Origin of the sequence: Stieleria varia (assembly GCF_038443385.1) — a bacterium.
In the GTDB taxonomy this organism is placed as follows: domain Bacteria; phylum Planctomycetota; class Planctomycetia; order Pirellulales; family Pirellulaceae; genus Stieleria; species Stieleria varia.
Genome location: NZ_CP151726.1, coordinates 2,467,368 through 2,493,711 on the forward strand (window position 1 = coordinate 2,467,368; position 26,344 = coordinate 2,493,711).

18 protein-coding genes are annotated in these 26,344 nt (G+C 55.4%); 6 read left to right on the forward strand and 12 right to left on the reverse strand.

What is annotated here, in order from left to right:
- The first annotated feature begins 173 nt into the window (after positions 1–173).
- A complete protein-coding gene (locus tag Pla52nx_RS08435) occupies positions 174–1,148 on the forward strand; it encodes a hypothetical protein (RefSeq protein WP_146523590.1) in 975 nt (324 codons plus the stop codon).
- A 54-nt stretch (positions 1,149–1,202) separates the two neighbouring features.
- On the opposite strand, the gene Pla52nx_RS08440 is transcribed toward Pla52nx_RS08435, so the two are convergent.
- The 4 genes from Pla52nx_RS08440 to Pla52nx_RS08455 form a co-directional block, all read right to left on the reverse strand.
- Positions 1,203–1,499: a hypothetical protein gene (locus tag Pla52nx_RS08440; RefSeq protein WP_146523591.1), complete on the reverse strand. Its 297-nt coding sequence runs from the start codon at positions 1,497–1,499 to the stop codon at positions 1,203–1,205.
- Positions 1,500–1,672: 173 nt separating this feature from the next.
- Positions 1,673–3,541: a patatin-like phospholipase family protein gene (locus tag Pla52nx_RS08445; RefSeq protein ID WP_197455131.1), complete on the reverse strand. Its 1,869-nt coding sequence runs from the start codon at positions 3,539–3,541 to the stop codon at positions 1,673–1,675.
- 67 nt (positions 3,542–3,608) lie between these two features.
- On the reverse strand, positions 3,609–5,201 hold the full coding sequence (locus Pla52nx_RS08450) for a hypothetical protein (RefSeq protein ID WP_146523593.1): 1,593 nt from the start codon (positions 5,199–5,201) through the stop codon (positions 3,609–3,611).
- 288 nt (positions 5,202–5,489) lie between these two features.
- Positions 5,490–6,098, reverse strand: coding sequence for a hypothetical protein (locus Pla52nx_RS08455; RefSeq protein WP_146523594.1), 609 nt, complete (start codon positions 6,096–6,098; stop codon positions 5,490–5,492).
- A gap of 84 nt (positions 6,099–6,182) precedes the next feature.
- Between Pla52nx_RS08455 and aroB the strand changes: the two genes are divergently transcribed.
- From aroB to Pla52nx_RS08470, 3 genes are all read left to right on the forward strand, one after another.
- Positions 6,183–7,349 (forward strand): 3-dehydroquinate synthase, encoded by a 1,167-nt coding sequence (gene aroB / locus Pla52nx_RS08460; protein ID WP_146523595.1) that lies wholly within the window; start codon positions 6,183–6,185, stop codon positions 7,347–7,349.
- 90 nt (positions 7,350–7,439) lie between these two features.
- The gene (locus Pla52nx_RS08465; protein WP_146523596.1) at positions 7,440–8,198 is read left to right on the forward strand and encodes an RNA polymerase sigma factor; all 759 of its coding nucleotides are present in this window, start codon (positions 7,440–7,442) and stop codon (positions 8,196–8,198) included.
- A gap of 73 nt (positions 8,199–8,271) precedes the next feature.
- Positions 8,272–10,167: a serine/threonine-protein kinase gene (locus Pla52nx_RS08470; protein WP_197455132.1), complete on the forward strand. Its 1,896-nt coding sequence runs from the start codon at positions 8,272–8,274 to the stop codon at positions 10,165–10,167.
- Here Pla52nx_RS08470 and Pla52nx_RS08475 read toward each other — a convergent pair.
- Positions 10,139–11,623 (reverse strand): GntP family permease, encoded by a 1,485-nt coding sequence (locus tag Pla52nx_RS08475; RefSeq protein WP_197455133.1) that lies wholly within the window; start codon positions 11,621–11,623, stop codon positions 10,139–10,141. The two genes, Pla52nx_RS08470 and Pla52nx_RS08475, sit on opposite strands and share 29 nt — an antisense overlap.
- Positions 11,624–11,739: 116 nt before the next feature.
- Between Pla52nx_RS08475 and Pla52nx_RS08480 the strand changes: the two genes are divergently transcribed.
- Positions 11,740–12,054, forward strand: a complete 315-nt coding sequence (locus Pla52nx_RS08480; RefSeq protein ID WP_197455134.1) for a Mu transposase C-terminal domain-containing protein — start codon at positions 11,740–11,742, stop codon at positions 12,052–12,054.
- A 1,116-nt stretch (positions 12,055–13,170) separates the two neighbouring features.
- Positions 13,171–14,748 carry an ISKra4 family transposase gene (locus Pla52nx_RS08485; protein WP_197455184.1) on the forward strand — a complete coding sequence of 526 codons (1,578 nt, stop codon included), beginning with the start codon at positions 13,171–13,173 and terminating at the stop codon, positions 14,746–14,748.
- Between the two features lie 401 nt (positions 14,749–15,149).
- Here the strand turns inward: Pla52nx_RS08485 and Pla52nx_RS08490 are convergent.
- The 7 genes from Pla52nx_RS08490 to Pla52nx_RS08520 form a co-directional block, all read right to left on the reverse strand.
- Positions 15,150–16,293, reverse strand: a protein-coding gene (locus Pla52nx_RS08490; protein WP_231742867.1) for an IS3 family transposase whose coding sequence is annotated in 2 segments (ribosomal slippage) — positions 15,150–16,005 and positions 16,004–16,293 — 1,146 coding nt in all. Because the reading frame shifts where the segments join, the coding sequence is not laid out codon by codon here.
- A gap of 1,236 nt (positions 16,294–17,529) precedes the next feature.
- On the reverse strand, positions 17,530–18,879 hold the full coding sequence (locus tag Pla52nx_RS08495) for an RHS repeat-associated core domain-containing protein (RefSeq protein WP_146523764.1): 1,350 nt from the start codon (positions 18,877–18,879) through the stop codon (positions 17,530–17,532).
- A gap of 81 nt (positions 18,880–18,960) precedes the next feature.
- Positions 18,961–19,950 carry a transposase gene (locus tag Pla52nx_RS08500; protein ID WP_146523763.1) on the reverse strand — a complete coding sequence of 330 codons (990 nt, stop codon included), beginning with the start codon at positions 19,948–19,950 and terminating at the stop codon, positions 18,961–18,963.
- A 442-nt stretch (positions 19,951–20,392) separates the two neighbouring features.
- On the reverse strand, positions 20,393–21,688 hold the full coding sequence (locus tag Pla52nx_RS08505) for a DUF1501 domain-containing protein (protein ID WP_146523762.1): 1,296 nt from the start codon (positions 21,686–21,688) through the stop codon (positions 20,393–20,395).
- A gap of 22 nt (positions 21,689–21,710) precedes the next feature.
- On the reverse strand, positions 21,711–23,735 hold the full coding sequence (locus Pla52nx_RS08510; RefSeq protein WP_231742866.1) for a DUF1549 and DUF1553 domain-containing protein: 2,025 nt from the start codon (positions 23,733–23,735) through the stop codon (positions 21,711–21,713).
- A gap of 222 nt (positions 23,736–23,957) precedes the next feature.
- Entirely contained in the window at positions 23,958–25,019 is a 1,062-nt protein-coding gene (locus Pla52nx_RS08515) for a methyltransferase (protein WP_146523761.1), read from the reverse strand.
- A 51-nt stretch (positions 25,020–25,070) separates the two neighbouring features.
- Positions 25,071–26,333 carry a PQQ-binding-like beta-propeller repeat protein gene (locus Pla52nx_RS08520; RefSeq protein WP_146523760.1) on the reverse strand — a complete coding sequence of 421 codons (1,263 nt, stop codon included), beginning with the start codon at positions 26,331–26,333 and terminating at the stop codon, positions 25,071–25,073.
- Positions 26,334–26,344: the final 11 nt, after the last annotated feature.

Below are 26,344 nucleotides of genomic sequence, written 5' to 3' on the forward strand. Positions count from 1 at the left end.
TGGAAGAGTGAAATATCTGTTCCCACGGGACAGAAAGAATGGAAGCCAGGAGAAAAAGAAGTCAGGAAGCTTGAGATCCCCATCATCGGTAGCGATATTTCTGTTCGTACGCCCCGCTCCGTGTTCCTGACGCCCCTTTTTCCTATCACTTTCCATCCTCATTGGTCGTCACCATGTTCCCGCTGATTATCGGAATCGTCTTCGTTGCGTTGGTTGTCATCGCTTTGTTTGCGGTCATGCGGTCGCGAACCAGTCCAACGCAAGCGAAATCGTATCCGGCGAATTTGCCAGTTCTGGACACTGGGCTCAAAGCGATCGATCTATTGGCACCGCTGCCGCGAAGCGGAGATGTATTGATTTCTGGTGATCCAGGAGCGGGTGCAAAGACCATTGCCGGTGAGATGATGTACCGGTTACAGAACCATCCGTCATTGCCATATCAAACACTCTGCCTGTTGGACGCCGGATCGAAAGATGCCGAGGTCATGTCGGCAGAGTTTTCGGAGACTCTGCCAGATTCGATTCAACGGCGAATGGTGCAATCAATTGCAACGCGAGATGTGATGGACTTGGTTCAACAGTCATCTCGGGAATCTCGTTGTGCAATTGTGGTCTTCAGTCAAGATGAACGTTTTATTCATCTGTTCCGCGACGCGATCCGCGAAATGCGAACAGAGATTCCTGCATCATCCCGTCTGTTGGCGATCATCGTCACCGAGTCGATGCATTGGACGACTTGTGACGCAACGGTTTACTTTTCACAGTCGGTTGCCGAGTCGGGTGTGTATCCAGCGTTGGATCCTCAACGCTCCTCCTCTCGACTGAGCGACGATCCCCGAGTGCCTGCGCATCGACGTGAGATAGCCGCACGGCTAAGACGCTTGCTCGCTGACGTCGTCGAGAGCCTATACCCGGACGCTCTGGGCGACCCGCAGTGGATGTTTAATCAACGCGGTGCCAACAAAGCACAGGGGCAAGCGTTTCGATTCCTCAGTCAACTTCTGTTTACGGCTGAGCCCTACACGGGAAAGAAGGCGGCGTGCATTGCTGCCGACGACGCGGCGATTTGGTTCCGGCAAATCCTTGACGGACAATTCGAGCAGCTGCCCCCGCAAAGCTTTCTCTATCAAAACAAATTGCCCCACTGACGCGTTTGCGACAATGAGGCAATGTCTGGAATTCATGCTACGCTTGGCGGCCGATCACCAGCCGATGTAGTACGCCGGACGGGCGACGACGACCGGCGGCGCGAAGACGGGACGATACGGCAATACCGGTGCCACGCGATAGGCTTCTACTCGAACCACAGGTGCAGGTGCGTAATAGCTGTGAACCTCAACTGCGGGTGCCGGCGCGTAGTAGGCGGCGGTAGGCACCGGCACCGCTACCGGATGATAGGCGGCATACCGGCGAAACCGCCATCCGCCAGCCTCTGCGTCGGACGCGAAGGTGAATGCCATCACAGCCACGACCGCTGCTACAAAAACTCGACGAAACATTTGACTCTCCAGATGTGGACGTTCCAACCACCGATCGCCCGAACCGCGAATCACGATGTCGTGTGACGTGACTCCGGAAACCCCGGAAACACGTCCGCTGCCTCCTCATGGCGGATCAGCTTCGCGTCGACGCTCAGCGGCTTTTGACCATGCAGTCTACGCAAAAAAAATCGTCAGGGAACACCTGGCGTCTCGGTTATCGGAAACAACTGCGGATCCAGGTCGTGGAGCTTTTGTCGCAGGGAAGGCAGGATCCGCTCGGCGGCCGCCATTCCAAGCTGTGCGGTTTGTCTCGTGTCTTCGAACGCCGCGATGTCGACGTCCGCAACATCCGGGGTGATCGTTACGTCCGCGGACAAGGAACCGATGCGGCAGAGATTGCGGTCCTGGACCTGACGCACCCGCCGAATCACCTGGGTAATGCTGGGTTTTCTCATCTGCCCGGTCGGCGTATCAGGCTTGTTTCCGGCAAACTCTCGCTCCATCCTCGACGCCACGTCCACGCCGATGACGAAGTTTGCCCCGCGGCGGATCAGTGCGTCGGCGGGAATCACATTCAGAATTCCGCCGTCCACCAGAACTTTTCCGTCTCGCAGATACGGAGGGGACAGTTGGGGCAAATTGATGCTTTCGGTGATCGCATCGACGCAATCGAACTGAGACCGGATGACTTCCTCGCCGCTGACCAGATCCGCGCTGACGGTTTCGATCGGGATCGGTAACTGCTCCAGACGCCAGCGTTGAAAGTATCGTCGCAGCATGGGATCCCATCCACGCGTTCGATACTTCCAAATCAAATACCACTTACCGCCACCCGGCAGCATCCTAAAGAAACGCGGCAGTTTCAGATCCGACGGATAGGATCCCAGGGCAAACTCGGCGGAAAACCCCGCACAGTAGGTCACTCCCAACATTGCCCCGACACTTGTGCCGGCCATCAAGTCCACCACGATCCCGGCGCGTTCCAAAGCTTGAAAGACTCCCAGATGAGCCATTCCACGCGCGGCACCTCCACCGAGCGCTAAACCGATCTGCACGCCACGCAGCGCGTGGACGATGCGTTCGGTTCCCGCGTTCAGACCGTCGGGTAAATCACCATAGTGCAGAAGTTCGTCGTCGCCATGGTGGACAACAAAATGACGCGTGATCATCTTCTGCAGTTCAGGTGCCAAGGGGATCACGCGTTCAGCGGCGGACACCACCCAGATCACGTTCAACTTGTCACGAAAGGCACGCGTCTGGGCGACCAAATCGGACAGCATGGTTTCCAGTTTGGCATGGTTCTCCGGGGTGACGACAAAGAACGCTTGCTGAACGTATTGCAGCAAAGGGGACAGGCGTTGCGGGTCGGCAGTCTTGGTTTCCGATTCAAACTCCAACACCACACGATCCATCTTGGTCCACTTTCCCAACTGAGCCCGGATCTCCGCCGTCTCCTCGCCGCTGAACCGAAACGTTGTCTCACTTGGGATTTGGTCGGGATCATCGGTGATCCTGCCGATGGACTCACCCAGATCGATCAGTCGATCCACCACGGCGTTAGTGACCTGCCGGGTGTGTTGAGAGACGTGAATGATCGCCAGTGATTTGGCCCACTCACGTTTTTGGGACGAGTCCAAAAACTCCGACATCGGAACGGCCGCGTCACGCAGTAGATTGCGTGCGAGAACGGGCAAGGACTCCATGAGGGAAACCGCCAAGTCGTGCGGGATTTCCAAAGCCCAGGTCGGCTCCTCCGCGATCAGGTCCACCGTCGCGGGTTCTCCACGCACCAATTCGATCACACCGACTTGATCGTGAGTCCCGAATCGTGCGATAGGGATTCGGGGTTGATCCCGATGAGACGCGAGGCACAATCGCCCGCTGACGATCAGCCAAATCGCCGCAGGGATCTCGCCTGCGGAATAGACGATCTCGTCTTGCGCAAAGCTGCGGATCCGGACACCCGACGCGGCGACTTTGCGGCACTCCTCCTCGGCCAATCCACGACTGGCCGGGTGCAGCAATAGGAACGACAGGATTTCCTCGACAGATTCGGCCATCGGCAACATTCCATCCGTGCGATTCTCTGATCAGTCACGCGGATCGCCGACGGATCCAGTCGTCTCACTACAGCGGGAATTCTTCCTCTGCGGCGGCTTCCGCGTACAACGGCATGTGCCGATAGTAGACTTCCAAGATCATCGTTGCAAACGAGGTGATGCACAAGCGACCCGCGTCGGACATGTGCGGCGAGCCATCAAAGTACCAGCTTCCTTTGGCTCCCGGTTCCTGGGCTTGTGTTTCAACAAGGTAATCTCGCAATTCTGCATTGAACTTGTCCCATTCTGGGCCACCCGCGTGTCGCAGGACCTGCGCGGCGTAGTAATCGTAGTACAAGTCTTTTTTGCTGACGCCTGTTTTCGACAAGTGCTGGACGCCTTTGACGATCCCCGGATGCGTCTTGTCCCAACCGCTGTACATACGACACAGCAAGCCGACAGCAGTGGTTGCCGGACGGACTTTGGTTTCTTTCTTGGTGTAACCGTAAATGGAACCGCCGTCCGACCCGACGCGATCCAGGAACAGCATGGAACCCTTGATGGTTGCCGGTGGAACGGCCAAGTGTCCCATGTATCCACTTTTGAGCGCCATCACTTGCCAGCCGACAACCGACGTATCACCTTGATTGTCACGCACGCCGTAGCGCCAGCCGCCATCGTTGCCTTGTGCGGCAACGATGAAATTGATCGCCGCTTGTGCCGGTCCAGCGATGTCAGGATCACCGGTCATCGCGTAAGCTTCGCATAAAGTGATGGCCGCAAGTCCGTGATCGTACATGTTGCCACCGCCCCGGTAATCGATCACCGGCAAACCGTTTTGCTTTCCAGGTTTACCGTTCTGAATCAAGAACTTCAGCCCTTGCCAGACGACTTGCTTGTACTCGCCTTTGAGGTGCGTTTGTCCGGCGCCCATGAAAGGCAGCAGGGCTAGTGCGGTTGCCGCGTTCACTTGCTTGGCACGTTTCTCGTCGCACTGATTACCGCACGCGTTTCGACAGACCTCGCTGTGGGCAAAGGTCCAAGCGCCTTGAAACGCCCCCGCTTTGATCTGGTGTCGAGAAAACCATTTCAACGCTTCGGTGACCGCCGCTTCACTGCTTTCGGTTCCGCCGTACTCACGCAGCAGTTTTTTCTTCATGTCCGCGCTGCGACTGCCCATCGGTTTCATCGACATCGTCGACAGAGTCTGCAAGGCAGAGGACGTGGGTGCCATTTCGGAAGCGAAGTCCGACATTTCGATGGGGACGGCCGCCATGTCCATCACGGGGACTTCCACCGCAGTGGGCTCGACCATCTCGACCGGTTCGGTGATCTCCACCGGCTCGGTGACTTCCTCGGTCTCTTCGATCTCGCCCGGATCGATCTCGTCCATCGTCAACTCTTCGATCTCCGGACCGTCGTCCGAGTTGGCCGATGCCGTCAACACATTGATGATGTCGATCGGGTTGGCAATGGAGATCAACCCCAGCACCAACAGAATCAGAGCGTGAACCAGTGTGCTGACCAGCCATGCCGGAGTCGCTTGCCAGAACAGAAACCGGCGTTGGATCTGCTCCTGCATGTCCTCCTGATCGCCTTCCTCGGCTTGCAATTCCTCATCCGTCACGGGAACCGCGTCAAAGACATCGTCGACTTGATCGGGGTCTATTCCTGCTGACATGCTTGATCCTCGCATCACGACGCCGGGAAACGGGCCGCAAAAAGAACTGGAATGAAGAAAAGGTGTTGACGCGTCTGTCGGCTGAAAAACCTGTTGGCCGAAAAACTCATTATATGCGAATTTCGTTCCACCGCGAGATTTTCAGCCCAAAGCGAGTGCTGGCGGGAAAAAACGATTGCCAGTCAACACGATTAGAACACCATGAAACCCCCAAAGGTACTCAGGTTGTCCCCATGGTTTCGCGATTCCAGCGGCCGGAAACCGATCCAAAACCACCCCGCAGGGTGGTCAGTTTCGCTGGTCGTAGCTCTTCTGTTGAACGTTGATGAGGGTCTCCAAGAACTTCCTCAGTGCCGGACGGACTCGCTCAATCAGTTGGACCCGCTGCTCCACCGCCGGGATACGCTTCTCCGCTGCCGAATTCTCAGCCAAAACGAGGCCCACCCAGCCGTCATTCATGTCCAGTTGAATTCCCCGCTCAGCGAAGCGGTGTTCGGTGGGGTCTGAAAACCGCAACTCCACAACATAGGAATCTGCGGCTGCGGAGAGCGAAGTGACCGGATTGTCCTTGGTCGAGTCCCACAGGTAACTTCGTTCATCCAGCAACGAGTGCCTGAGGTGCCCCAAGCCGGGCGTTCCGCTCAAGTTCACCGGTTCAAATTCTTTGCCGCTGATCGAAACCAGCTCGACCCGTTCGGCCAACTGCAGGGCGGTGATGGTGTCGTCACCCCAGTACGCTCGCGATTTCTCCAGCCTCGTGCGTCGGGCATAGATGCTGCCGATCGCACCCAGAACGCCCAGCACCAGAATCGCGACGCCAATCAGGATGCCGCGACGAGTGACGGAAACGCGTGGATCATTGAATTTGTCGTCGTGAGGGTTGTCGATTTCATTCATCGGTTATGCTGTCGCGTCAAAAAGTCGTCCGTGGTCCATCAACCGGACCGGCACCTTGTTTAGATCATTTATCGATACATCACTATGGCCCCTGAATCCTCCGCGAACACCCCATCGACGACCGAGAATCGTGGAAACATTGCCGCAGCCTCAGGTCGACGGGCCTCCATCACCGTCGAATTGGCCGAACGCAGTTACCCGATCGAAATCGGAACAGGAATCACAGGCGAACTGGCCGATGTGCTGAGACAAGAGGTCGGTGACCTATCGCATGCGTTGGTGATCGCGGACGAGTCCATCCAAACCCACTGGGCGGACCCGATCATTGAGTGTCTGTCGTCGATCGATAACGTTCGTGTCAACAACACAAACGTTCCGTCTGGCGAAACCACAAAAAGCGTCGAACACCTGTCGCGTTTGTGGGACTGGTTGCTCAGCAGCGGCGCGGATCGGCGAAGCGTCTTGTTCGCCATCGGCGGAGGCGTGGTCGGCGACTTGGCAGGGTTTGCCGCAGCGTCCTTCACCCGTGGGATTCGCTTTGTCCAAATCCCCACGACGCTGCTCGCGATGGTCGATAGTAGTGTCGGTGGAAAAACCGGAATCAACCTTTCCGGTGGCAAGAACATGGTCGGCGCGTTCTGGCAGCCCGAGTTGGTCTGGATCGACACGGCGTGTCTGCAAACAATGGGCGAGCGAGATTACCTCAGTGGATTGGCCGAGGTCGTGAAATACGGTGTGATCGAAGACGCCGAGTTTTTTGATTGGCTGTGCAAGAACGCAGCGTCGTTGCTCGCACGCGACCACGCCGCATTGCAACATGCTGTTACCCGGAGTTGCCAGTCCAAAGCCAGAGTCGTTCGCGACGATGAACGTGAAACCAGCGGACGCCGTGCGATCTTGAATTACGGCCACACATTCGCCCACGCGATCGAAGCGACTGCGGGCTACGGTGCCATCCTGCACGGCGAAGCGGTCTCGATCGGCATGCAGATGGCCGCCAGCCTCGCGATCGACATGGGACTCTGCGACGAAAGTCTGCTGACACGCCAAACCGAACTCTTGACCGCATGCGGATTACCGGTGCAGTTCGCCGATGCCGATGCCGACAAGATGTTGCCCGTGATGATGCGAGACAAAAAAGTCGCGCACGGAAAACTACGTTTCATCCTGCCAACAGATATCGGAAACGTGCAACTCGTCGGCGATGTCGATCCCGCTCAAGTCCGCTCGGCAATCCAGGCCCATCGCTAACCCAACTCGTCGTTTCCCGATCGCCCGAAACGCGGACATTCTGGCTGAAGTACACTGGTCCGATGACTTCCCACCGGAGCTTGAATACGTATGACGCTTGCCGGACGACTTCCCACCACGCGATGGAGCCTTGTCATTCAGGCGGGCGACCGATTGACAGATCCTGTTGCTCGCCAGTCCCTGGAGGAACTGTGCCAGATGTACTGGCCCGCGTTGTATGGATACCTGCGGCGACGCGGGCGGTCGCGACAGGATGCCGAAGATTTGATCCAAGGTTTTTTCACCGATCTGCTGGAACGTGATTCCATCGCCGAGGCAGACTCCAGCCGCGGCCGATTTCGCGCCTTTCTCTATGCGTCTCTGGATCGATTCGTGGCCAACGCACATCGACACGATCACGCGATCAAACGTGGCGGCGGGACGTTGACGTTTTCGATCGATCAAAATCGCATCGATCAAACGGACTCGCGGTACGGCGTCGACCAAATCGCTGCAGATGACGAAGATCCGACGGTGACCTTTGATCGCCAATGGGCCCAGTGTTTGATCGACCAAACCCTGCAAGAACTGCGTCAAGAGTACGCGGGGCAGGGCAAGGCGGATTGGCTGGAGACGTTGATGCCCACGTTGATCTCCAACGATTCGGATCCCAAATCGCGGGAACAAATGGCGAAACGTTTGGGGCTTTCGGCTACGGCGCTCAAGGTCGCCATTCATCGATTGAGGGCGTGTTACCGAACACGACTGCTCAACGCCGTGGCTCAGACGGTCGATGACCCAGGCGATTGCGGCAGCGAACGCCAATGGCTTTTCGAGGCGATGGGCAAAAAAACGAGAAAAAGCCTGTAACCAATTTTCGTGGTGCGTGTAGGAGATGCCAGAAGCGAATGCCCCGTGCGGTCTGCCTACCAACGAGACGACCATGTCCGAAAAACTGTGTCCCCGCTGTCAAACTCCGATTCCAGAGTCCCAGATTCCAGAGTCCCGCGAATCCCGGCCCGAAAATGCATCCGACGATGCGGAAATGGTTCTCCCGGGCCAATGCCCTCGTTGTTTACTGCGGCCCGACTGGGACAAGCCGCATCCGGTGGCAATCACGTTGGGGCCGGGGCAGAGCTTTATCCCTCCATCGATCGAGGAATTGGCACAGCACATCACCGGCTATGAAGTGCTCTCGCGAATCGGCCAAGGCGGCATGGGCGCGGTTTACTTGGGCCGACAGCTTTCATTGGATCGTCCGGTCGCGATCAAAATCTTGCCGCCGCAAATCGCACAGCGACCAGGCTTTCGAGAGCGTTTCGCAAGGGAAGGCCGCGCTCTGGCGAGACTGAATCATCCCAACATCGTCGCCGTGCATGATTTTGGTCAGGCCGGACCGTACGCCATGTTGGTGATGGAACTCGTCGAAGGTGCCAACTTGCGCGAAGTGCTTGCTCAGGGTCGACTCTCCCAGATGGAAGCACTCGAAATCATTCCGCAACTTTGCGATGCCCTTTCCTACGCCCACGGTGAAGGCGTCGTGCATCGCGACATCAAGCCTGAAAACCTGCTGTTCGACGCGCGAGGACGGTTGAAGATCACGGATTTTGGCTTGGCCAAACTGTTGTCGAGCAAGTCACTCAGCGATGGTCATCAACAGCCATCGGACGAGGAAGTATCCTCCGCACCGGATCCCACGCAGGGCATTGTGGGGACTCTGCATTACATGGCTCCAGAACAGTTGGAGAATCCAGGGTCGGTCGATCACCGCGCAGATATCTATGCGATCGGTGTGGTGTTCTACGAAATGTTGACCGGTGAGTTGCCGATCGGTCGATTTCAACCCCCGAGCCAAGTGCGAGCCAAAGGACAATCGGAGGGACCGCCAACCGTGACAATCGATGTGCGTTTAGACGAAGTTGTCTTACGCTCACTGGAAAAGAAACCCGAACGACGGTACGCATCCGCATCGGACGTTCGACATGATATCGACGAAATAGGCAAAAACCCATCGCCGGACGAACGCTCCACCGAATCAACTCATCGCCGACGTGTTCAAGAAACCATTCATCAAACCAGTGAAGTGGTGAGTGGCTTGGCGGCATCCTCCTACGACGCAACAAGTAGTTGGGTGCGCAGTGCCAAGGAAAGTTGGTTGCAGAACCCGCGAGTCGATGGGCCAGCGTACTGCGCAATGGGCGTGGCCACGGTCGGTGGATTGATCGCTCTGATGTTCTCAACGCAACGCTTCGGCGAAGTGCCCGCCATGTTCACCCTATTGCTCTCAGGGTTGATTGCGTTGATCTTTGCAAGAGTCGCGCTATCAAGAGAATCGCTGACGACAGAATCGCGAGAAAACTGGACAGCGGGGCGCATCGGAACTCGTATCGTGCTGGCGATCGTGTACCTGATGCTTGCCGCGCCATTGGTGCTGGTTCCGATGATAGGAACCTTTGCCGGATGGAGCGAATTCTACGGTTTCCCGCGAGACATCGGTGACGTCGGATGGCTTCGCGATTGGGGTCAAGCAGTCTCCATCACGACGTGTGTCGCCAGTGGTTTCTGGTTGGTGATTCTGCTGGTACATCTCTTCTTCCCCTCCTTGCTGTCGTTCATTTTCAAACCCTTCGTGAAACCATTTTCGGCACGCGTCGCAATTCCATTGACGATCACGCTGGCCATGCTGATGACAGCGGGAGTCGTGACCTTTCAGCAATCGGCCTACCGTAGCTATGTGCCGGGCGAAGACGTGCCGCGGGAACAGTGGGATGAGCTGTCACGCGAAGATCTGATGACCTTGCAACAGGAACTCAAACGAACTGCCAAATCAGCATCGTGATGCAGAAACCGACCACGGAAATCACGGTCGAGAGAACTCCCCAGGATCGCAACGTCTGAGCTTCGCTCATGCGGAAATAGCGGGAGATCATCCAGAACCCCGAATCATTCACGTGCGAGAAACCGGTCGCCCCCGCCGCGATCGCGATCGTGATCAATGCCAACTGAGGTTGGCTCAGTCCGTTGACAAAGGTTGCCATCAAGCCCGCTGCGGTGACCATCGCTACCGTCGCTGAACCTTGAGCAATGCGGATCAGCACGGCAAATAAATACGCTAACACGAGCACCGAGATCCCCGAATCACGAAACACTTCTTCCAAAGCCGTCGTGATCCCGGTCTCTTTCAAAACACCCTTGAACACTCCGCCCGCTCCGGTGATCAAGATGATGATCCCGGCCGGCCCCAGTGCTTTGGTCGATACCTCCAACAACGTCGCACGATCCACACCACGCCGCGTTCCCAGGAAATACAACGCGATCAGGGTCGATATCAGCAACGCAATCACCGGGTGCCCCAAGAAAAACATCACTTGCTTGGGCCAAGGAGCTGCGGCGAGTGCGGACTGCAACTGGGCTTGCCGCGTATCGCGATCCAATCCTTCGGCCAAGCTGGCTGCCGCCATCTGCTCGATGACCGTGTTGCAAAGGATCAATCCGATCGGCAAGGCGATCAGCAATAGGATCAGTTTGAAGCTCGGCAGACCGACACCGTCGACCGCAGCCGGCGGAGCTTCTTCCAACGGCGGCAACTCAATTCCCTTAGCCAACCGCTCGCATAGCCATGGTCCGCAAATCAATGCGGTGGGCAGTCCGACGATGATTCCAAATCCTATGACCCAACCGAGGTTCACACCCAACATGTAAGCGACCACGACCGGCCCCGGAGTCGGAGGCACGAAGGCGTGTGTGACCGCCATGCCGGCGACCAATGGCAATCCGAAATGCAGGAAAGGTCGCTTGGTGTCTCGCGCTAACGCAACCAGCAAAGGCGCCAGAATGACCAAGGCGACATCCAAGAACACGGGAATCGAAATGATGAATCCCGTCAGCAACATCGCCCAGGGCGCACGTTTTGCCCCAAACATTTTGACCAGAGAATTGGCTAACGCCTGGGTGCCGCCTGAATGTTCCAGGATCGCGCCAAAGATTGCTCCGATGCCGATGATCGTCGCAATGAAACCCAGCGAGCTGCCCATGCTGTTGACGATCGTTTGAGCGACCTCCGTCAATGGCACGGCATCAGGATTCACGGCCTTGCTCGATGCGGCGACCACGACAGAGACAACGATCAAGGACAAGAACGCCTGCAGCTTCAACGACAGAATCAGAACCAGTAGCAGGGCGATGCCGAAAACGAGCAACGCGATCAGAGGTCCGACGGCGGGCGTTTGCTGCGTCAGGGCGTCGGTTGCGCCCGAGGCGTCCGCCTGGGCGATCAAAGATGCTGAAAAAGTCACTGGCAAGCTGTGGGATGAAAAGGCGGTGAGAGGCAACGTGTCAGAATCGCTCGTTGCAGGCTGGGGTAAGGGCCGGAGTCTATGCGTCACGCCGCGGCAGGTCAAGAAATCAGCGAGTGGTCCGTCAAGGTCTCGTTTTCGGGTCAACCAGCGAAAAGCATCTCGCAGCCCGCCTTTCATGGATTCTAAACCGTACCGACGAACTGTTTTACGCCAAAACGCAACGGAGCGTCAAAAAGGACAACACGTTCCGCTTCAGCGGGGCACGTTACGAAACCCCGATCGACCTGCGTGGCCGAAAGATCGTGCTGCGTCACGAACGTCATCGCGATGGCGACGTGATCGTCTACGAAGGTGGACGCCGGATCGGTAAGGCCCGCCTGCTGGACGCCGTGGCCAACGGCATGATGCGCCGGAAAGAAACCTCGTGAGCCTCAGGCGCTAGCCGTGGGCCCCGAACCACAATCCGCACCACTCGTCCACTCTGGCTCCCTTCTCCCCCAGCTTTTCTGGGGGAGAAGGGCTGGGGATGAGGGGGCTGATCGCTGAAACGTTGCTTCACCCAACACGCATCCATCCCAAGCGACTTCGCGCACGAAAAGCCAACTACCAACTTCACTCCTCCCATTTCTAACTTCCACCCATGATCCGATCCTACTTTCTCTGATTAGCAGCTCCTTCCGTCGAGCTTGTCTCGGCGGAGGAAACAACTGACGGCTACTCGCCCAGGCCAACAAAACTTCCCCACCGCCCGCGAATCGCCTTTGGCGATTCGCGGGCGGTGGGGAAGTGAATGCGATTACGTTACCGGGTAGCTGCCAGTTGTTGCTCCGAACCGGGGCAAGCCCGGCGGAAGCAAAGAATCCATCTTACGTAGACTGTGAACAAAGAGTCACAGCCGGTCAATGAAACCATCCGATCTCAATTCGGCCAAGACCATCCAAAGAGAGTCGGTTGCAAAATCACCATCGAGAGGTCTCTCCAATCTTCGCAACAATTCGGCCACGCAAACCTCAAGAGAACCAAAAATCCACCCAGTCTCAATTCGGCCAAAAACGCGACATCAAAAAGGCCGGTAACATCTAAATCTGCAAGACGGTTGGCGACGTGCTTAGGTCCCGTAATGCGAAATCAAAATAAAGACGGGAAAAAGTAGCTCATTCGTCAAACCGTTTTGAATGTTTAAACAATGGCAGTAACAGTTCATCATCCCAGCCACAAATCTCGAAATACTCACTTGCCGCGAAAAAACGCTGGTCCCAAAGTTCTCTCACTACCTTCTCGACGTTCTTCTCGTCAACTTCCCACAAGTAATTTATTCTATTTGCACTCGAGAGCCCTCCTCTAGCGGAGCTCTCGTTTATCCAGTCCCGAAGCGTAGTTCTTTTATCAACTCGCAAATTGAGATGACACTCAGACAAAACGAGTGTGACCGGCAACCCGCGAGGCTTCTGCGGAGCATTGCGGAATCTGGGTAAACAAAAAGCGGCCAACCTGCCATGATTTGGGTTCTAACTTCCAGGTATCAAAGGCAGGAGGCCGCTGAAATGAGCGTCGAACATTCAAGCGATATTGACAACCCCACTTCGTCTTCTTTTCCGCAGTCGCCCGAGCAAATCGCCGAGAAACTGCAGCAGTGCGGCGACACCATCCGAGAACACGTCGTCAATGCTTCTAAATGCGGCCAGTCTTTCGATGAAACCGAGCGTGCCGTGTGGAATCTTGTCTTGAAAACCGGCTTTCTGGCGATGGAGCTCTTCACCAAACTCCAAGGCAAGGGGGACCTTGGTGATCAAGCGGTCAGCGAATCAGGCAAAACACTGCGACGCAGCGAGAAACCGACCGACACGGTGGTTCGGTCGATTTTCGGTGAACACGCCTTTCAACAGTACACCTACAGCCCGGGAAAGAACAAGAGAATCGAACTGCATCCGATCAGCGCCCGCATGCAACTGCCGGAGCACCGCTGGTCGTACCTGCTCCAAGAGTTCTCCCAAATGTTCTGCGTCGAATCCGCATTCAACCAGGCCGCTGATAATCTCGAACTCGTTTTCGGAGCGAAATTCTCGATCGACACGCTCGAACAGACCAGCCAGAGAATGGGGGTCCAGGCCGATGCCTTTCTGGACGACTTGCCCACGCCCAAAAAGAAGGATGAAGCCGAGCTTCTCGTCGCTTCGGCCGACTGCAAGGGCGTTCCCTTGATCAAAGACGATGCCGCCAAAGTTGCTGCTTTTGAGACAGCAAAGAAACGGCCCGGAAACCGTCGCATGGCAACGGTCACGAGTGCTTACACCGTCGATCCCTATGTTCGCACAGCCGAGCAAATTGTCGCTGCCTTGTTCCGTGATGACAAAGAACCCGGCACGCAATCACGCAAGAGCAAAAAGAAACGACCGCGGCCAAAGCACAAGCATACATCGGCTCACTTTCCCGCGACCTTCGTGGACGACGATACGGAGGTTCCCATCAGCGGTATCCACGAGGGGATCGCATGGCTCGCAGATCAAGTCAGTGTCCGCCGAAAGAAACTCCAAGTGATCATTCTGTTAATGGACGGTCAGCAGAGCCTCTGGGAAGTCGCGCAGTTACACTTAGGCGACGATCCATTAGTGGTGCCAATCTTGGACATCATTCACGTAGCGACTTACGTGTGGGAGGCTTCGTCATTGTTCGAGAAATCCAGCGAAAAGCGAGCAGCGTTTACGCGGGAGCGATTGCTGAAAATCCTGCGTGGTGAGGTCAACGGGGTGATCCGAGGGCTACGTCGAATGGGTTCGCTTGGGAAACTCAAGGGCGATAAACTCAAAGACCTTCGACGCATCTGTGGTTACTTCGAGAAACACAAGGATCGGATGCGTTACGACGAATATCTTGCTGCAGGCTACCCGATTGCCTCGGGTGTGATCGAAGGCGCGTGCGGGCACTTGGTAAAGGACCGCATGGAACGAAGCGGGATGCGTTGGACGCTGGAAGCTGCACGGAGCATGCTCAACGTGCGGGCGGTATTTCAGAGTGACTACTGGGATAAATTCTGCAAACAGCGAGTCACGGAGTTGAGCGAGAGCACCCATCCAAACCGTAACATGGTCTGCCACTACACTCCGCTTACCATGGCATGTTAACCGGCGGGTTGCCGGTCACACTCAGACAAAACTGACACTGGATATACCAGGAGTGGACGGGAAACAAACTCCTTAGGACACTTTAGTCCAACACCATGCTTAGATTCCCATAGTCTCAGTAGGTCTTCGTAGCGAGATGCTGGCAGAGGTCCATTATTCTGAGGATCTTCCCAAGGGTTAAATGGTGGAGCTCCAAACGTTGGAGCTGCGGCAACTCGATGAAAACTGTCGATATTGAAATACTTGGTGGGATTTAAATGCCCGTAGTCAAGATCGAGTCTATCAAGGAGTTTTGTGACAATTGAATTCCCACCTGCCTTATGCCATTCGCTAACCGAGCATGAAATGCTAAAACGCTCACTGAAGTGGACCCCAATATTTGGACCACGAGCGCGCTCGGCTTAGATAGAAAGAGCGAGGCGTTTTGACCGGCCGCTGCGGTAGACTTCCGCAGGCGTTTGGCGTTCGAGCGAACTGTGTTTTCGCTCGCGGGTATAGAAGTCAAAGTAACTGCTCAACCCTTTGTAAAGATCGGTTCCTGTGACGTACTCCTTGAGGTAGACCTCCTCGTATTTGACAGTTCTCCAAAGACGTTCGATCATCACGTTGTCGATCGCTCGGCCTTTGCCATCCATGCTGATCGCGACCCCGTGTGACTTCAGTTTCTCAGTATGTTCTCGGCTCGTAAACTGTGATCCCTGGTCGGTGTTGAAGATCTCCGGTGTCGCGATTTGCAGCGCCTCTTCGAGAGCCTCGACGCAGAAATCGGCGTCCATGCTGTTGGACAAACGCCAGCTCAAAACATGGCGGCTATACCAGTCCAGCACAGCGACCAAGTACATGAATCCATGACGCATCGGGATGTAGGTGATGTCACTGCACCACACCTGGTTGGGACGCTCGATTGAAAGTCCGCGCAGCAGATAGGGATACACCCGATGCCCCGCGTTTCGCAGCGTCGACCGGCGCCCAGGCGCTATGCCTTCGATCCCCATTTTCCGCATTAAACGCTGCACACGCTTGCGATTGACAACAAATCCCTGATCCTCCAGGAAGTCAACGATCTGCCTGGAGCCGCGTGCCGGATGCTTGAGGTGTTCTTCATCCATCAGTCGCATGAACTGAAGATTCTCCTCTGTCTCCGACTGGGGCTCGTAGTAGATGCTGCTTCTTTGAATTCCAAGGAGTCGGCACTGCTCACGGACGCTCAGATCTACGTTCTCGAAGTCGATCCATGAACGTGCTTCAGTCACCGTCTTGGGCCACTTTTTTTTTAAGCCATTCCAGCTGTACCTTAAGCCGACCGATCTGCTCATAGAGTTCTGCCGACTCGGGTTCGTCAGAGTGCTTCGCATCCGGCTTGATCTTGCCGTCGAGAAACACATCTTCCGCACCATCGAGAAGCTGCTTTTTCCAAAGATTGATTTGAGTCGCGTGAAGCTTGTGCTTCTGGGCCATTTCAGCAATCGTCTTGACTCCCTTGATTGCCTCCAAGGCTACTTTGGCCTTGAAAGAGGGAGAGAATGAGCGGCGTTTCCGTGCCATGATTTTCCTCGGTAAATGAAATCTTCGGTTGACTCTGGTTTTACCGATCAAAACGCGAATTTTCTACCTTAACTCGTGGTCCAAATATTGGGGTCCACTTCAAACCATCCGATCTCAATTCGGCCAAGACCATCCCAAGAGAATCGGTTGAGAAAACGCCGTCGAGAGGTCTCTCCAATCTTCGCAACAATTCGGCCGCGCACCCCTCAGAAGAACCAAAAATCCCCTCAGTCTCAATTCGGCCAAAAATGCGACATCAAAAAGGCCGGTAACAGCTGGCGGCATTCATGCTCAAGATGCGTGTGGCGGGCATCCCGCCCGAAGTTGCGATGACTTCCTGTCATCGCTACGGGCACTTCACTCGTTGCTGTCTTACCCAAACCGCCAATTCGGCTCCTGACCCTTTTTCTCGTCCGGCCACGCACCCCTCACGAGAACCAAAAATCCACCCAGTCTCAATTCGGCCAAAAAAAAATGCGACATCAAAAAGGCCGGTAACACGTAACAACCTGACCATTCTCAGTCCATGCATTTTGACAAGTCCAGGTATAGCAAACGCAATTAGTGGCGAATATCTGCAAAAAAACAAGCAATTTAGGGAAAGTGATTCTTCGAAAACCGATGAGCATGCAAACGAATTCTGTAATTGTTATAACCAAAAACACATATGTGAGTGTCCGTAATGCATCTTCTGTCGTGCTCCTTTGATCGGAAAAAACGACGCAGTAACTGGTCAACAAATAGACAAATGGCGACAAATATAGAGCGTTTACAAATCGCGATAAAAAATCATTTTCAATTTCGAGTAAAAAAGACTTGCAATACATTCCAAATCCAAGAACAGATAGTACCAGGATTGGAATAAAGTCTCTTTCGATCAAGAAAGCGATAGCGCTAGCTCCGACAAGGGCCAACCCAATGGATTCGACAACCACTTGACGCTTTTCCGTCAAAGGCGGGCTCGCTGGCTTGATCGAGAATCGACCTACAGTCTTGTACGGGTTTACTGGTTCTTTACTCATCTCGGTTGCCTTAATCTCTAATTTCTCTCCAAAAGCTGACTTTGGCTGTTTGTAATACACCGTCACAGCAACAATCTATGAAAATTGCATCTGATCGCCTTGCGCAGTGCAACAAAAGCTTGGGCCGGCGAGAGGGTAATAATCCTTGGTATGTCAAATTAAAACGCTTGTGATGTCCGGGAGCGATGTGTCGCGATGAAAGGAAGGGGGAATCCTAAAACTGGCTATTTACCTCTTCCCACGAAGGCACTGTGTAATACTCTAAAACATATGCGTTATTTGTAGCTGCATGCGGATCCGAGTCCTTTAGTACCATCGCTTGATCCCTTGACGCTCCTCTGAATTTATCAAATGGTTCATCTTTAGTATGTGCTGCTTCATGGCTAGCCTCGTGGATTAATGTTCCAATCCTAGTTTTACTTCCAGCATTGTCGCCGGACAGGTCGAAGTATGCGTTGTCATTAAAATAGATCTTCTGTAAATTATCTGTTGGTATTACAAATGCAATCACGATGCCTGTTGGTGAGTAAAGCCCCGCACCCATATCCCGCCGTTCCTGCTCGGACTTAGCAAGAAACGAGTAACCGTAGTCCCAAGTGTTACCTCTATTGTTTATGAATGTTATTGACTCCAAGTAGTCGCGGGAGTGAGTTAGATTCGTCAAGACCACTTGGCGATCGCCAGTCCCGAAATATTTGTAGAATCGATCTTGAGCTCTTCGGCTGCCTCCACGGATTTCATTTATCCTGCTATCTAGTAATTTTATCGCTTTCTTCCGGTCTGATTCAAGGACATTTTCGTCGTTGATCATTCGAAGTTTAAGTTCAGCACTTTTCGTTTTCTGATCTATTCCGGCCATTCCTGGGTCTTGATTATTATACCAAACCATCAAAGGGATAGCGAACGCTGTTAGCGCAACTGCAATCCCAATAGTTATAGTCATTGTTCTGGTTCCTCCTGCTCCGCCTGCCATCAAGCCGCTGGGATCGATGCCTGCAATCGGATCGCCGTGCACATAGGAGTACTTGTTAAAAGACTGCGGGTCCTGCCTGTTACCTGTGAAAGCGTCTAGCCGATTGAACTGGCCGTTGGCTGGGTTGTAGAAGCGCGCTCGTAGATACTGCTGGCCGGCTTTGGCGTCGAAGTGCTCTCCGCTGTAGCCGAGCGATGAGAGGCGGTTGGCGACAGCGATCGATTGGGCAGTCGCATTGTGCAGGGCGATCATTTCGCCGTAGGCGGCGAAGGTGAAGACTTGGGCGATGGCGGCTGATGCGTCGTAGAGGACGCGGACGGAGCCGTGGCCGTCGTGGCCGAAGATGTGGAGTTGGTCATTAGTCACTTGTCCTTGGTCATTTGTATCGACGACTCGTTGCGCGATTTCGTCGTGACCGAAGGTGTAGTCGATCGTTTTGACCACGTTGCCTTGGTCGTCGTACGTCGTCTCACGGATCGTCTGTGTGTAGCCGGTGTAGTTGTGGTGATCGGCTAAGAACGAGGTTTCAGACTTTAGGCTCCAGGTTTCAGTGTTGGGGTCGGCGGAGAGCGACGTGCCGTCTTCAGTCACCAGATTGATTCGGAACGACTTGGCGTCGTACTCGTAGCGGGTTCTTTCTCTTGCGGTGAGCAGGGAAGGGCTTCGCCGGGGTCAGGCTTTGCATTGGGTTTTCAGTTGCAGTCTGTCCTCAATCGATGCTGCCCGTCGCCGCCACGACGGCGACTCGGCATGTCGTCGCTCGGCGCGGCGGACAAGCCCCGAGACGCTGCCTATTCCGCTGACACCGAACGCCTCGCCTAGCTCTGCCAAAGTCGCTCCGGTCCACCGACGACACAGCCATGCCGCCATGTCCCGACCGGGAGCTGAGGAGCGAAATACTGCGTAGTCCGAGGCGGTCACGCCATGGTCTTTGGCGACCGCTGCAATCAGTTCTGCCGGATCGACGCTACGCAAGCGACGGCTGACGCTGCGATGCCTGGTCTCGTCCCCGCTCTCGGCCAATTCCAACATCCGACGAAGAAACGACTCGCTGCCGTACACCCAGCCGTGCATCGTGTCCTTCAAAAGGTCATGCCCCTGGGCCAAACCCTCGCTGACGTATTTCCGGTAGGCCTTATTCGCATCGGCCCCGCCGTGAAGGCCCTGCCAATAGCGATGAAGTTCGTCGTAGCGAATCCAGGACAACCGCCGACGCTTATCGGCGTATCCCGGATAGGAACTGTGAAGCCAGGACTCCGGCCGTTGGGCCAGCGGTCGGGTGCCAACGCAAGGATTCAGGTGAATGTAGCGGCTGATCTGCCAGAAGTAGCCGGCATCCTCGACCGGGAAGGCCTTGTAGCGCCCCTGGTATAGATGCCCGGTGCGTCGGTTGCGTTTGGCATACCAGTTGGCGTATCCGGAAAGCCAGTGCTGCATGCCGGTGGCCAGGTTCGGCTCGGGGGTGCGAACGAGCGCGTGGATGTGATTGGGCATCCAGCAAAACGCAAAGACCTCCCAGCCGCACCGGGAGACTTGCTCAGTGAGTCCGCGGGTGAAGCGTTCGTAGTGTCCCTCATCGTGAAACAGTGCCCGTCGGCCATCACCCCGGGTGATCAGGTGATAGATAGCCCCGGGGAACTGGACGCGGTGAGGACGAGGCATGGTCAACTCTGAAGCGGAGGAGGATCAGACGGATGCCAAATCTATCACCGTCGAAAACCCAATACAAGGCCTGACCCCAGCGAAGCTCATTCCAAAGTCGAAGGGCGCGTTGGCGACACTGTCGTCAGCGCACCTTCCCTTCGATTTTGGCACAACGCGAAAAATCTCAGGGGGTTTGGGGGACTGGTCCCCCAAGTACTTCCAACCATTTCCGACTCTTAAGTTCCACGTTTCCAATGAGCAAAGATCACGCTCGACTCCAATTCACACTGAACCAAAACAGTAGCCCCCAGTGAGCCTCAGGCGCTAGCCGTGGGTCTGAGGCGGATTGTGGTGCCGGCCCACGGCTAGCGCCTGAGGCTCACTCTGATTGCGATGCATGGGACAAAAACATGGACTAGAAAAACAATGTCAACACCAAATTTTGAACAGCCCACCACCACTAGGCCAGCAGCGCGGCAACCGGTTCTCCATTGCCGCCGATTTTGAAGGGTCGACCGTTGGGTGCCACCTTTTCCTCATCCAGCGGCAGCCCCGCCGCTGCGGCAATCGTGCGATTGAAATCTTCCACGGAGACACGATCCTTTTCGACCGAAGTCCCCGTTTTGTCGCTTTCCCCGTAGACTTGCCCACCCTTGATCCCTGCGCCGATCAAGAGACTGCAGAACGCGCCGGGATGGTGATCGCGACCAACATTGACGTTCAATTTTGGCTTGCGTCCAAACTCAGTCGTCAGCACGATGAGGGTTTCATCCAAGAGGCCTTTGCTGTGCAGGTCACGCATCAGATTACCAAGCGCCGTGTCCAGATTGCTGGCGTGCGTGTCCAAGCGGTTGTAGATGTCCTGGTGCATGTCCCATCCGCCGTAGTTGATCTCGACGAATCTGGCACCGCTTTGCACCAGCCGTCTGGCAAGCAGGCAGCCTTGACCGAGCGAGTTGCTGCCGTAGGCGTCCCGGATGGCTTGCGGTTCATCTTTGATGTCGAACACCTTCAAGTGCTCACTGCCCATCAACCGCCACGCTTCCTCGTAGAGTTGGTTATACGCATCGACTTTGCCATTCTTGCGTCCGCCCTGAAATTGACGGTCGAACTTACTCGCCAAGTACAAGCGGCGTTGGAAAAGTTCTTCAGGCAGATACGAGGGCAGCTTGATGTTTTGCAATCCCGCAGCGGCATCGGCGATGGGCACCGGCGAGAGCGAGGGTTCCAAGAACCCGGCTCCGGGATGCTCGTTTCCCGATCCGATCAAGAAATTGCCTGGCAACTCTTTGTTGATGCGACCTTTCTCCGACAACATGTACGCGCCCAACGCCGGGTGCTGAATGCTGTTGATCTTTTTGTAGGAGGTCCGCATCAGGTACTTGCCCTTGTCGTGCGCCCCCGTCTCGGTGCTCAAGGACCGAACGACCGAGATCGCGCCGGCCAAGTAGGCCAACTTGGGAAAACGGTCCCCGAACATCATGCCCGGGACGCGAGTCTGGATGGGCTTCGTCTCACCGGCTTCTTCGACACCCGATTTGGGGTCAAACGTATCCAAATGAGTCATGGCTCCGTCCATGAACATGTAAATCACATGTTTCGCTTTGCCTATGATCGGCTCGGCAGCGTTTGCTTCGCCCATGTCGCTGATCACACCCGAACCAATGGCACCGGCAAACGAAACGCCCAGGCATCGACTCGCCGCCGACTTCATGAACGACCGACGATCATCTGTGCTGAAATCAAATCTTGTCATGGGTATTTCCTAATCGTTTGGATCACTGAATGAACAGGAACTCACGGGTGTTGAGAAGTGCCCAAATGATGTTTCCGTAGCCGACGTTGTCGTTCTTGGTCTTGGAAAGTTCACTGGCGGCGATCGCACGGTCGGTTTGGTTGGGAAGCCGGGCCAAGACACTAAGAAAAATCGCGTCTATGCGATCCTTTGCTTTGTCAATCGCGAGCACTTTATCGACAATCGCCGAACCTTCCTCCAGCATCACATGTGTGATGGGGCCGTTGAACATGGCCAAAATCTGTGGCACCGTGGCGTCTTGCTGTGCACCGTTGATCGTCTCACGGTCGCCCTGGCCGAACTGTCGCAAGAAATGGCTTGCGGAAGACGGGCTGGGCAACTCACTGGCGCGACACAGCACATTTCCTTGATAGGCGTGTTTGTTCAGCTCGCGTTTGTAATTGCCCATAAAAAACGTCTCACTGAATCGCTCACTCTGTTTCTTCACCGATTCAAAATTGGCACGCGAAAAATCCAGATCCATGACCCCGGCCATCGCTTCCGCGTCCGGTCGTTGGAACGGCAATGGATTGTAAACGGCCAAAGTCAACATTGAGTCCCAGATCTGCTCGGCAGAAAGACGCCGCAGCGCAGGACCAGGGAAATAATAGGGCTGGCCACTGGTCAGCTCATAGTCGCTGGATTGCCGCTGATAGGTGTTGCTGTACAAGACTGCTCGGATCAATTCTTTGACATCGAATTGTCCTTTGACAAACTCATCAGCCAGGAAATCCATCAGTGGTTCGTTGACGCATGGGTTTTCATCCCGGAAATCGTCGATCGGCTCTACGAGTCCCACACCCATGAACTGCTTCCACAGACGATTGACCAGCGTTTTACTGAACCGTTCGTTTTCACGACTGGTCAACCAAGCAGCGAATTGCTCACGTGGCGTGCTATTTGCCGCCGACGTCGGCACTTCGCCCCACAGCACAGCCGGCTTGACAACTTCGTTCGGCTTGGCGTCCAGGTAAGCGTAGTCATGTGGCAGTTTCATCACTGCTTTGGACTCAGCGACACGATAAGTGTTCGCGCGAACAAGTCTCTGGAATTGCCCGGGAACGCGTCCTTTGTCGTAATGATTTCGGGCTTCGTTGATCAAATCGTTTGCGGGGTTCCCTTTTGTGTACCCCGGGTCACCCTTGCGAATGCGAGTTCGTGTTCCAGCGGTGTACGCAGCCAGCTCGTAGAACTGGTACTGGGTCCATTGGTCAAATGGATGGTCGTGACATTGTGCGCAACCGATCTGAGTTCCCAAGAAAATTCGAACGGTGTTGTCAATGTACGGCAGCGGCATCCCGTCATCACGCAATTGGTAACCGACCGCAGGGTTCTCCCAAACCTTGCCATCAGCCGTCAGCATCTCGTAGACCCACTTGTCATACGGTTTGTTCGTACGGATGGAGTCTTTGACATAGGCCAAGTAAGGGTCGGCAACGATGTTTGCTTGGGGACGTTCCACCAATCTCAAAACATCGGCCCAAAAGTTGTACATGTGGCTAACGTAATCCGGACTGCTGAGCAGCTTATCGATCAGCTTCTCTCGCTTGTTCGGATCGGAGTCATCCAGAAACTCCGTCGCTTCCTCCAACTTCGGAATCCGGCCTGCCACATCGAGGTAGATCCGTCGCAAGAAGACTTCGTCACTCGCCAACTCGTTTGGGGTGACACTCTCGTCAATCAACTTTCGTTCGACCAACGAGTCCAAACGATTCGCAGCCGATCGCGCTGCGGATCTGCCATCGGGACGTACAGCGGCAACGTCCATCCGCACCGGTTCCTTGCTACGGACGCTTTCGGGCAGCCGGATTTTCGGAGGTGCCGGCTTCTTGGCCGAGTTCCGTTTCTGGGCAAACGCATCGGAAGTCAGCACACAGAGCAGCAAGGCGGTCACCAACAAGGAACGCCCCAAAATTCGAGGGGCCAGCATTCGAGGGACCAATGTCGCAAGCGTTGCGAAGTCAAATTTCAAATCGTGCCGGGCGACGCCGCTGGTCTTTATCACCATCTGAATCCTCATTGCGAATCAATAGCGGCAATCTGAACGCCGCAGGCTGGATTATGGTAATCGATCTTGGACGTCGGCGGCGAGCTGAAGTTGCGTTGCGTGGCGAGAATATGGCCGTTTGGCCGAGTTGGTTCGGTCGTATGGCAGGAACCCGTCCATCAGTGGGGCGTCTGGATCGCAGTGACACGACCGGCTAAGAATCAACGATCCCCTTTGCAACGCTTACGATTTCCAGTCTTTCCGACCTGTCACCAAGGCCCCGTGTGCCGGCAACGAAATCGTGGCCTCATCGATCGACAAACCGGCGTCCGTCAGCCAGCGGTCGATCTCGTCACGTCGATAACAGCGACCTTCGCAAATCGAAAACAACAACGCGGAATAGGCAGCGACGGGGCGAGGTCCCGCGGAAACGGGAGGAGCCCCCTCTGGAACACTTTCGAGCAATGAATCCAAGACCATCAAGCAGCCGCCCCTGGCGAGTTCACCCGCATAATGCTGTACCATCGCCCGTGCATCCGCCTCGTTGTAATCGTGCAAAAGATTGGCCAACAACACAGCGTCCGCAGGATCATCCAACTTGGCGTGATGCGCGTCGTCCAATCGAAACGTGACTCGGTCCATGCACCCGGCCGCTTCCGCGTACTCTTGGGCCACACGCAGGGGCGGTCCACGATCAATGATCGTAGCTCTGAGCCCAGGATACTTTTTCAGCAACGCCAAACTGTACAGCCCGTGCGCTCCACCGACATCGACAAGGTGTTTGCACTGCCCGAGGTCCAGCTGTGCGGCAAGCATCGGCGCGACGTTTCTCGCACGATCAGCCATCGCCCGTGTCAACGTATCTGCGGTCTCCGTGTCGTCCAATGAAGACGGCGGACCGTCTTCGTGGAACACAAAGGAAACGTTGCCCGCCGGCGCATCGTCACGCAAGCACTGAATCATATTTTGCACGTCCCCCGAGAATCGCCCCAGCCCCAGGTAGCCTCGCAAATGAAACGGGCTGTCCGGATCCATCTTTTCTTGGCCATAGGCTGTCAAACCGATCCGGTGATCGGCATGAACGTCGATCAAGTCGATCGAGCGCAACGCGGTGAGCAAAACGATTGCTGATCGATCGGCTAAACCAAGTCGCTCTCGCAAATCATCGTATAGCAACGGGCCTGCGGCCAAGACCCGTCCGACATCGAACTCGATCACCGCGGCCACCAGCAAGTTTGAGATCTGAGCTGTTCTCAGATCGTCCAAAAAACGTGTGGTGTCGTGCTGGGGAAGCATTTCAGGCATATGGAAATGGCATTTGTAAACAGAGGGATGTCAAATGAATGTCTTGGCCGTTCAATTCGCCCCGATGCAGTACAGCCGTTTGTCGCTTCGCAACAAAAACTGGCCGCCACTGATGGCCAATGAGCTGCGAACGATTTCATCCTTTGTCAGAGGACTTGGGTTTTTGGACACCACCTCAAGCTGCTCTCCCAAACGCAACACGATGACTTCGCCATTTTCTGCTGCGATGTAGACCAAGCCACCGGCGGACACGGGCGAACCAGAAAAATTGCCAGCCAGACGTTCTTTCCACAGCTCACGACCGTCCTGGCAATCGTAGCCTGTGGCGATCCCTGCCATACCGATCACCAGCATCACATCGTTGCTCACAATCGGCGACGGCAAATCACGACCGCCCTTTCGAGGTGTGTGCCAACGCATATGAGTTTCGGTAACGTCTCCGCGTCCACTGGGGTCGATCGCATAAACGTCGCCCGCTTTGCCATTGACGACAAACAATGTCTTGCCGTCCCAAGCCGGAACTGGCGTCCCACGCCCGTTAAAGCTTTTGCAAAACCAAAGCGGCTCGCCGTTGTCGGGATTGTACGCCTCCACACCAAACTCACCATTGAGCGCCAGTTGACGTTGACCATTGACAACGATGGGCAGCGGAGTGCTCCAGCCTCCCTTTGGTTTTTCACGGCGAGGTGTTTTCCAAACGTCTTTCCCGGTCGATTTGTCCACGGCCAGTAGAAAAGATTCGCCTTCCGCATCCGCGTTCTGGATGACCATTTCATCGACGATGATCGGCGAAGCTCCCACGCCCCATGCGCCGGGAAACTGGCCAAGATCTCGCGACCAGCGTGGATCGCCATCCATCGACAAACAGTGCAGCCCTCCGGCGCCAAAGAAAGCGACGACACATGTGCCATCTGTCGCACAACTTGGCGTGGCCCAACTGTTCATTTTGTGCAGTTCTTCGCCTGAGCCCGTCGCGATGTCACGATTCCACATCAGTTCGCCAGTCTGACGTGACAAACAAATCACGTGTCGGTGAACTTGACCATTCGCTTGCGTCCAACCAGTCAAGAAAATGCGATCCTCCCAAACCACAGGCGACGAGTGGCCTTGAACGGGCAAGTCGACTTGCCAGGCGATGTCGTCGCTGTTCCAACGAGGAGCAACGCCGTTTGATGAGCTGTGGCCGGTTCCTGCCGGCCCACGAAATCCGGGCCAGTTCTGTGACTTGGAATCGGGCTCCGCCGCCACGACGTGACCGCAAAACAACAGCAGGGGAAAGAGGAACAAGCATGATTTTAGGGTGCTATCTTTCACGGTGCGATTCC

Bases quoted from the DNA above. Each gene is read 5' to 3' on its own strand.
- Pla52nx_RS08435 (WP_146523590.1), top strand. From the start codon at position 174: ATGTTCCCGCTGATTATCGGAATCGTCTTCGTTGCGTTGGTTGTCATC.
- Pla52nx_RS08440 (WP_146523591.1), bottom strand. From the start codon at position 1,499: ATGTTTCGTCGAGTTTTTGTAGCAGCGGTCGTGGCTGTGATGGCATTC.
- Pla52nx_RS08445 (WP_197455131.1), bottom strand. From the start codon at position 3,541: ATGGCCGAATCTGTCGAGGAAATCCTGTCGTTCCTATTGCTGCACCCG.
- Pla52nx_RS08450 (WP_146523593.1), bottom strand. From the start codon at position 5,201: ATGTCAGCAGGAATAGACCCCGATCAAGTCGACGATGTCTTTGACGCG.
- Pla52nx_RS08455 (WP_146523594.1), bottom strand. From the start codon at position 6,098: ATGAATGAAATCGACAACCCTCACGACGACAAATTCAATGATCCACGC.
- aroB (WP_146523595.1), top strand. From the start codon at position 6,183: ATGGCCCCTGAATCCTCCGCGAACACCCCATCGACGACCGAGAATCGT.
- Pla52nx_RS08465 (WP_146523596.1), top strand. From the start codon at position 7,440: ATGACGCTTGCCGGACGACTTCCCACCACGCGATGGAGCCTTGTCATT.
- Pla52nx_RS08470 (WP_197455132.1), top strand. From the start codon at position 8,272: ATGTCCGAAAAACTGTGTCCCCGCTGTCAAACTCCGATTCCAGAGTCC.
- Pla52nx_RS08485 (WP_197455184.1), top strand. From the start codon at position 13,171: ATGAGCGTCGAACATTCAAGCGATATTGACAACCCCACTTCGTCTTCT.
- Pla52nx_RS08500 (WP_146523763.1), bottom strand. From the start codon at position 19,950: ATGCCTCGTCCTCACCGCGTCCAGTTCCCCGGGGCTATCTATCACCTG.
- Pla52nx_RS08505 (WP_146523762.1), bottom strand. From the start codon at position 21,688: ATGACAAGATTTGATTTCAGCACAGATGATCGTCGGTCGTTCATGAAG.
- Pla52nx_RS08510 (WP_231742866.1), bottom strand. From the start codon at position 23,735: ATGGTGATAAAGACCAGCGGCGTCGCCCGGCACGATTTGAAATTTGAC.
- Pla52nx_RS08515 (WP_146523761.1), bottom strand. From the start codon at position 25,019: ATGCCTGAAATGCTTCCCCAGCACGACACCACACGTTTTTTGGACGAT.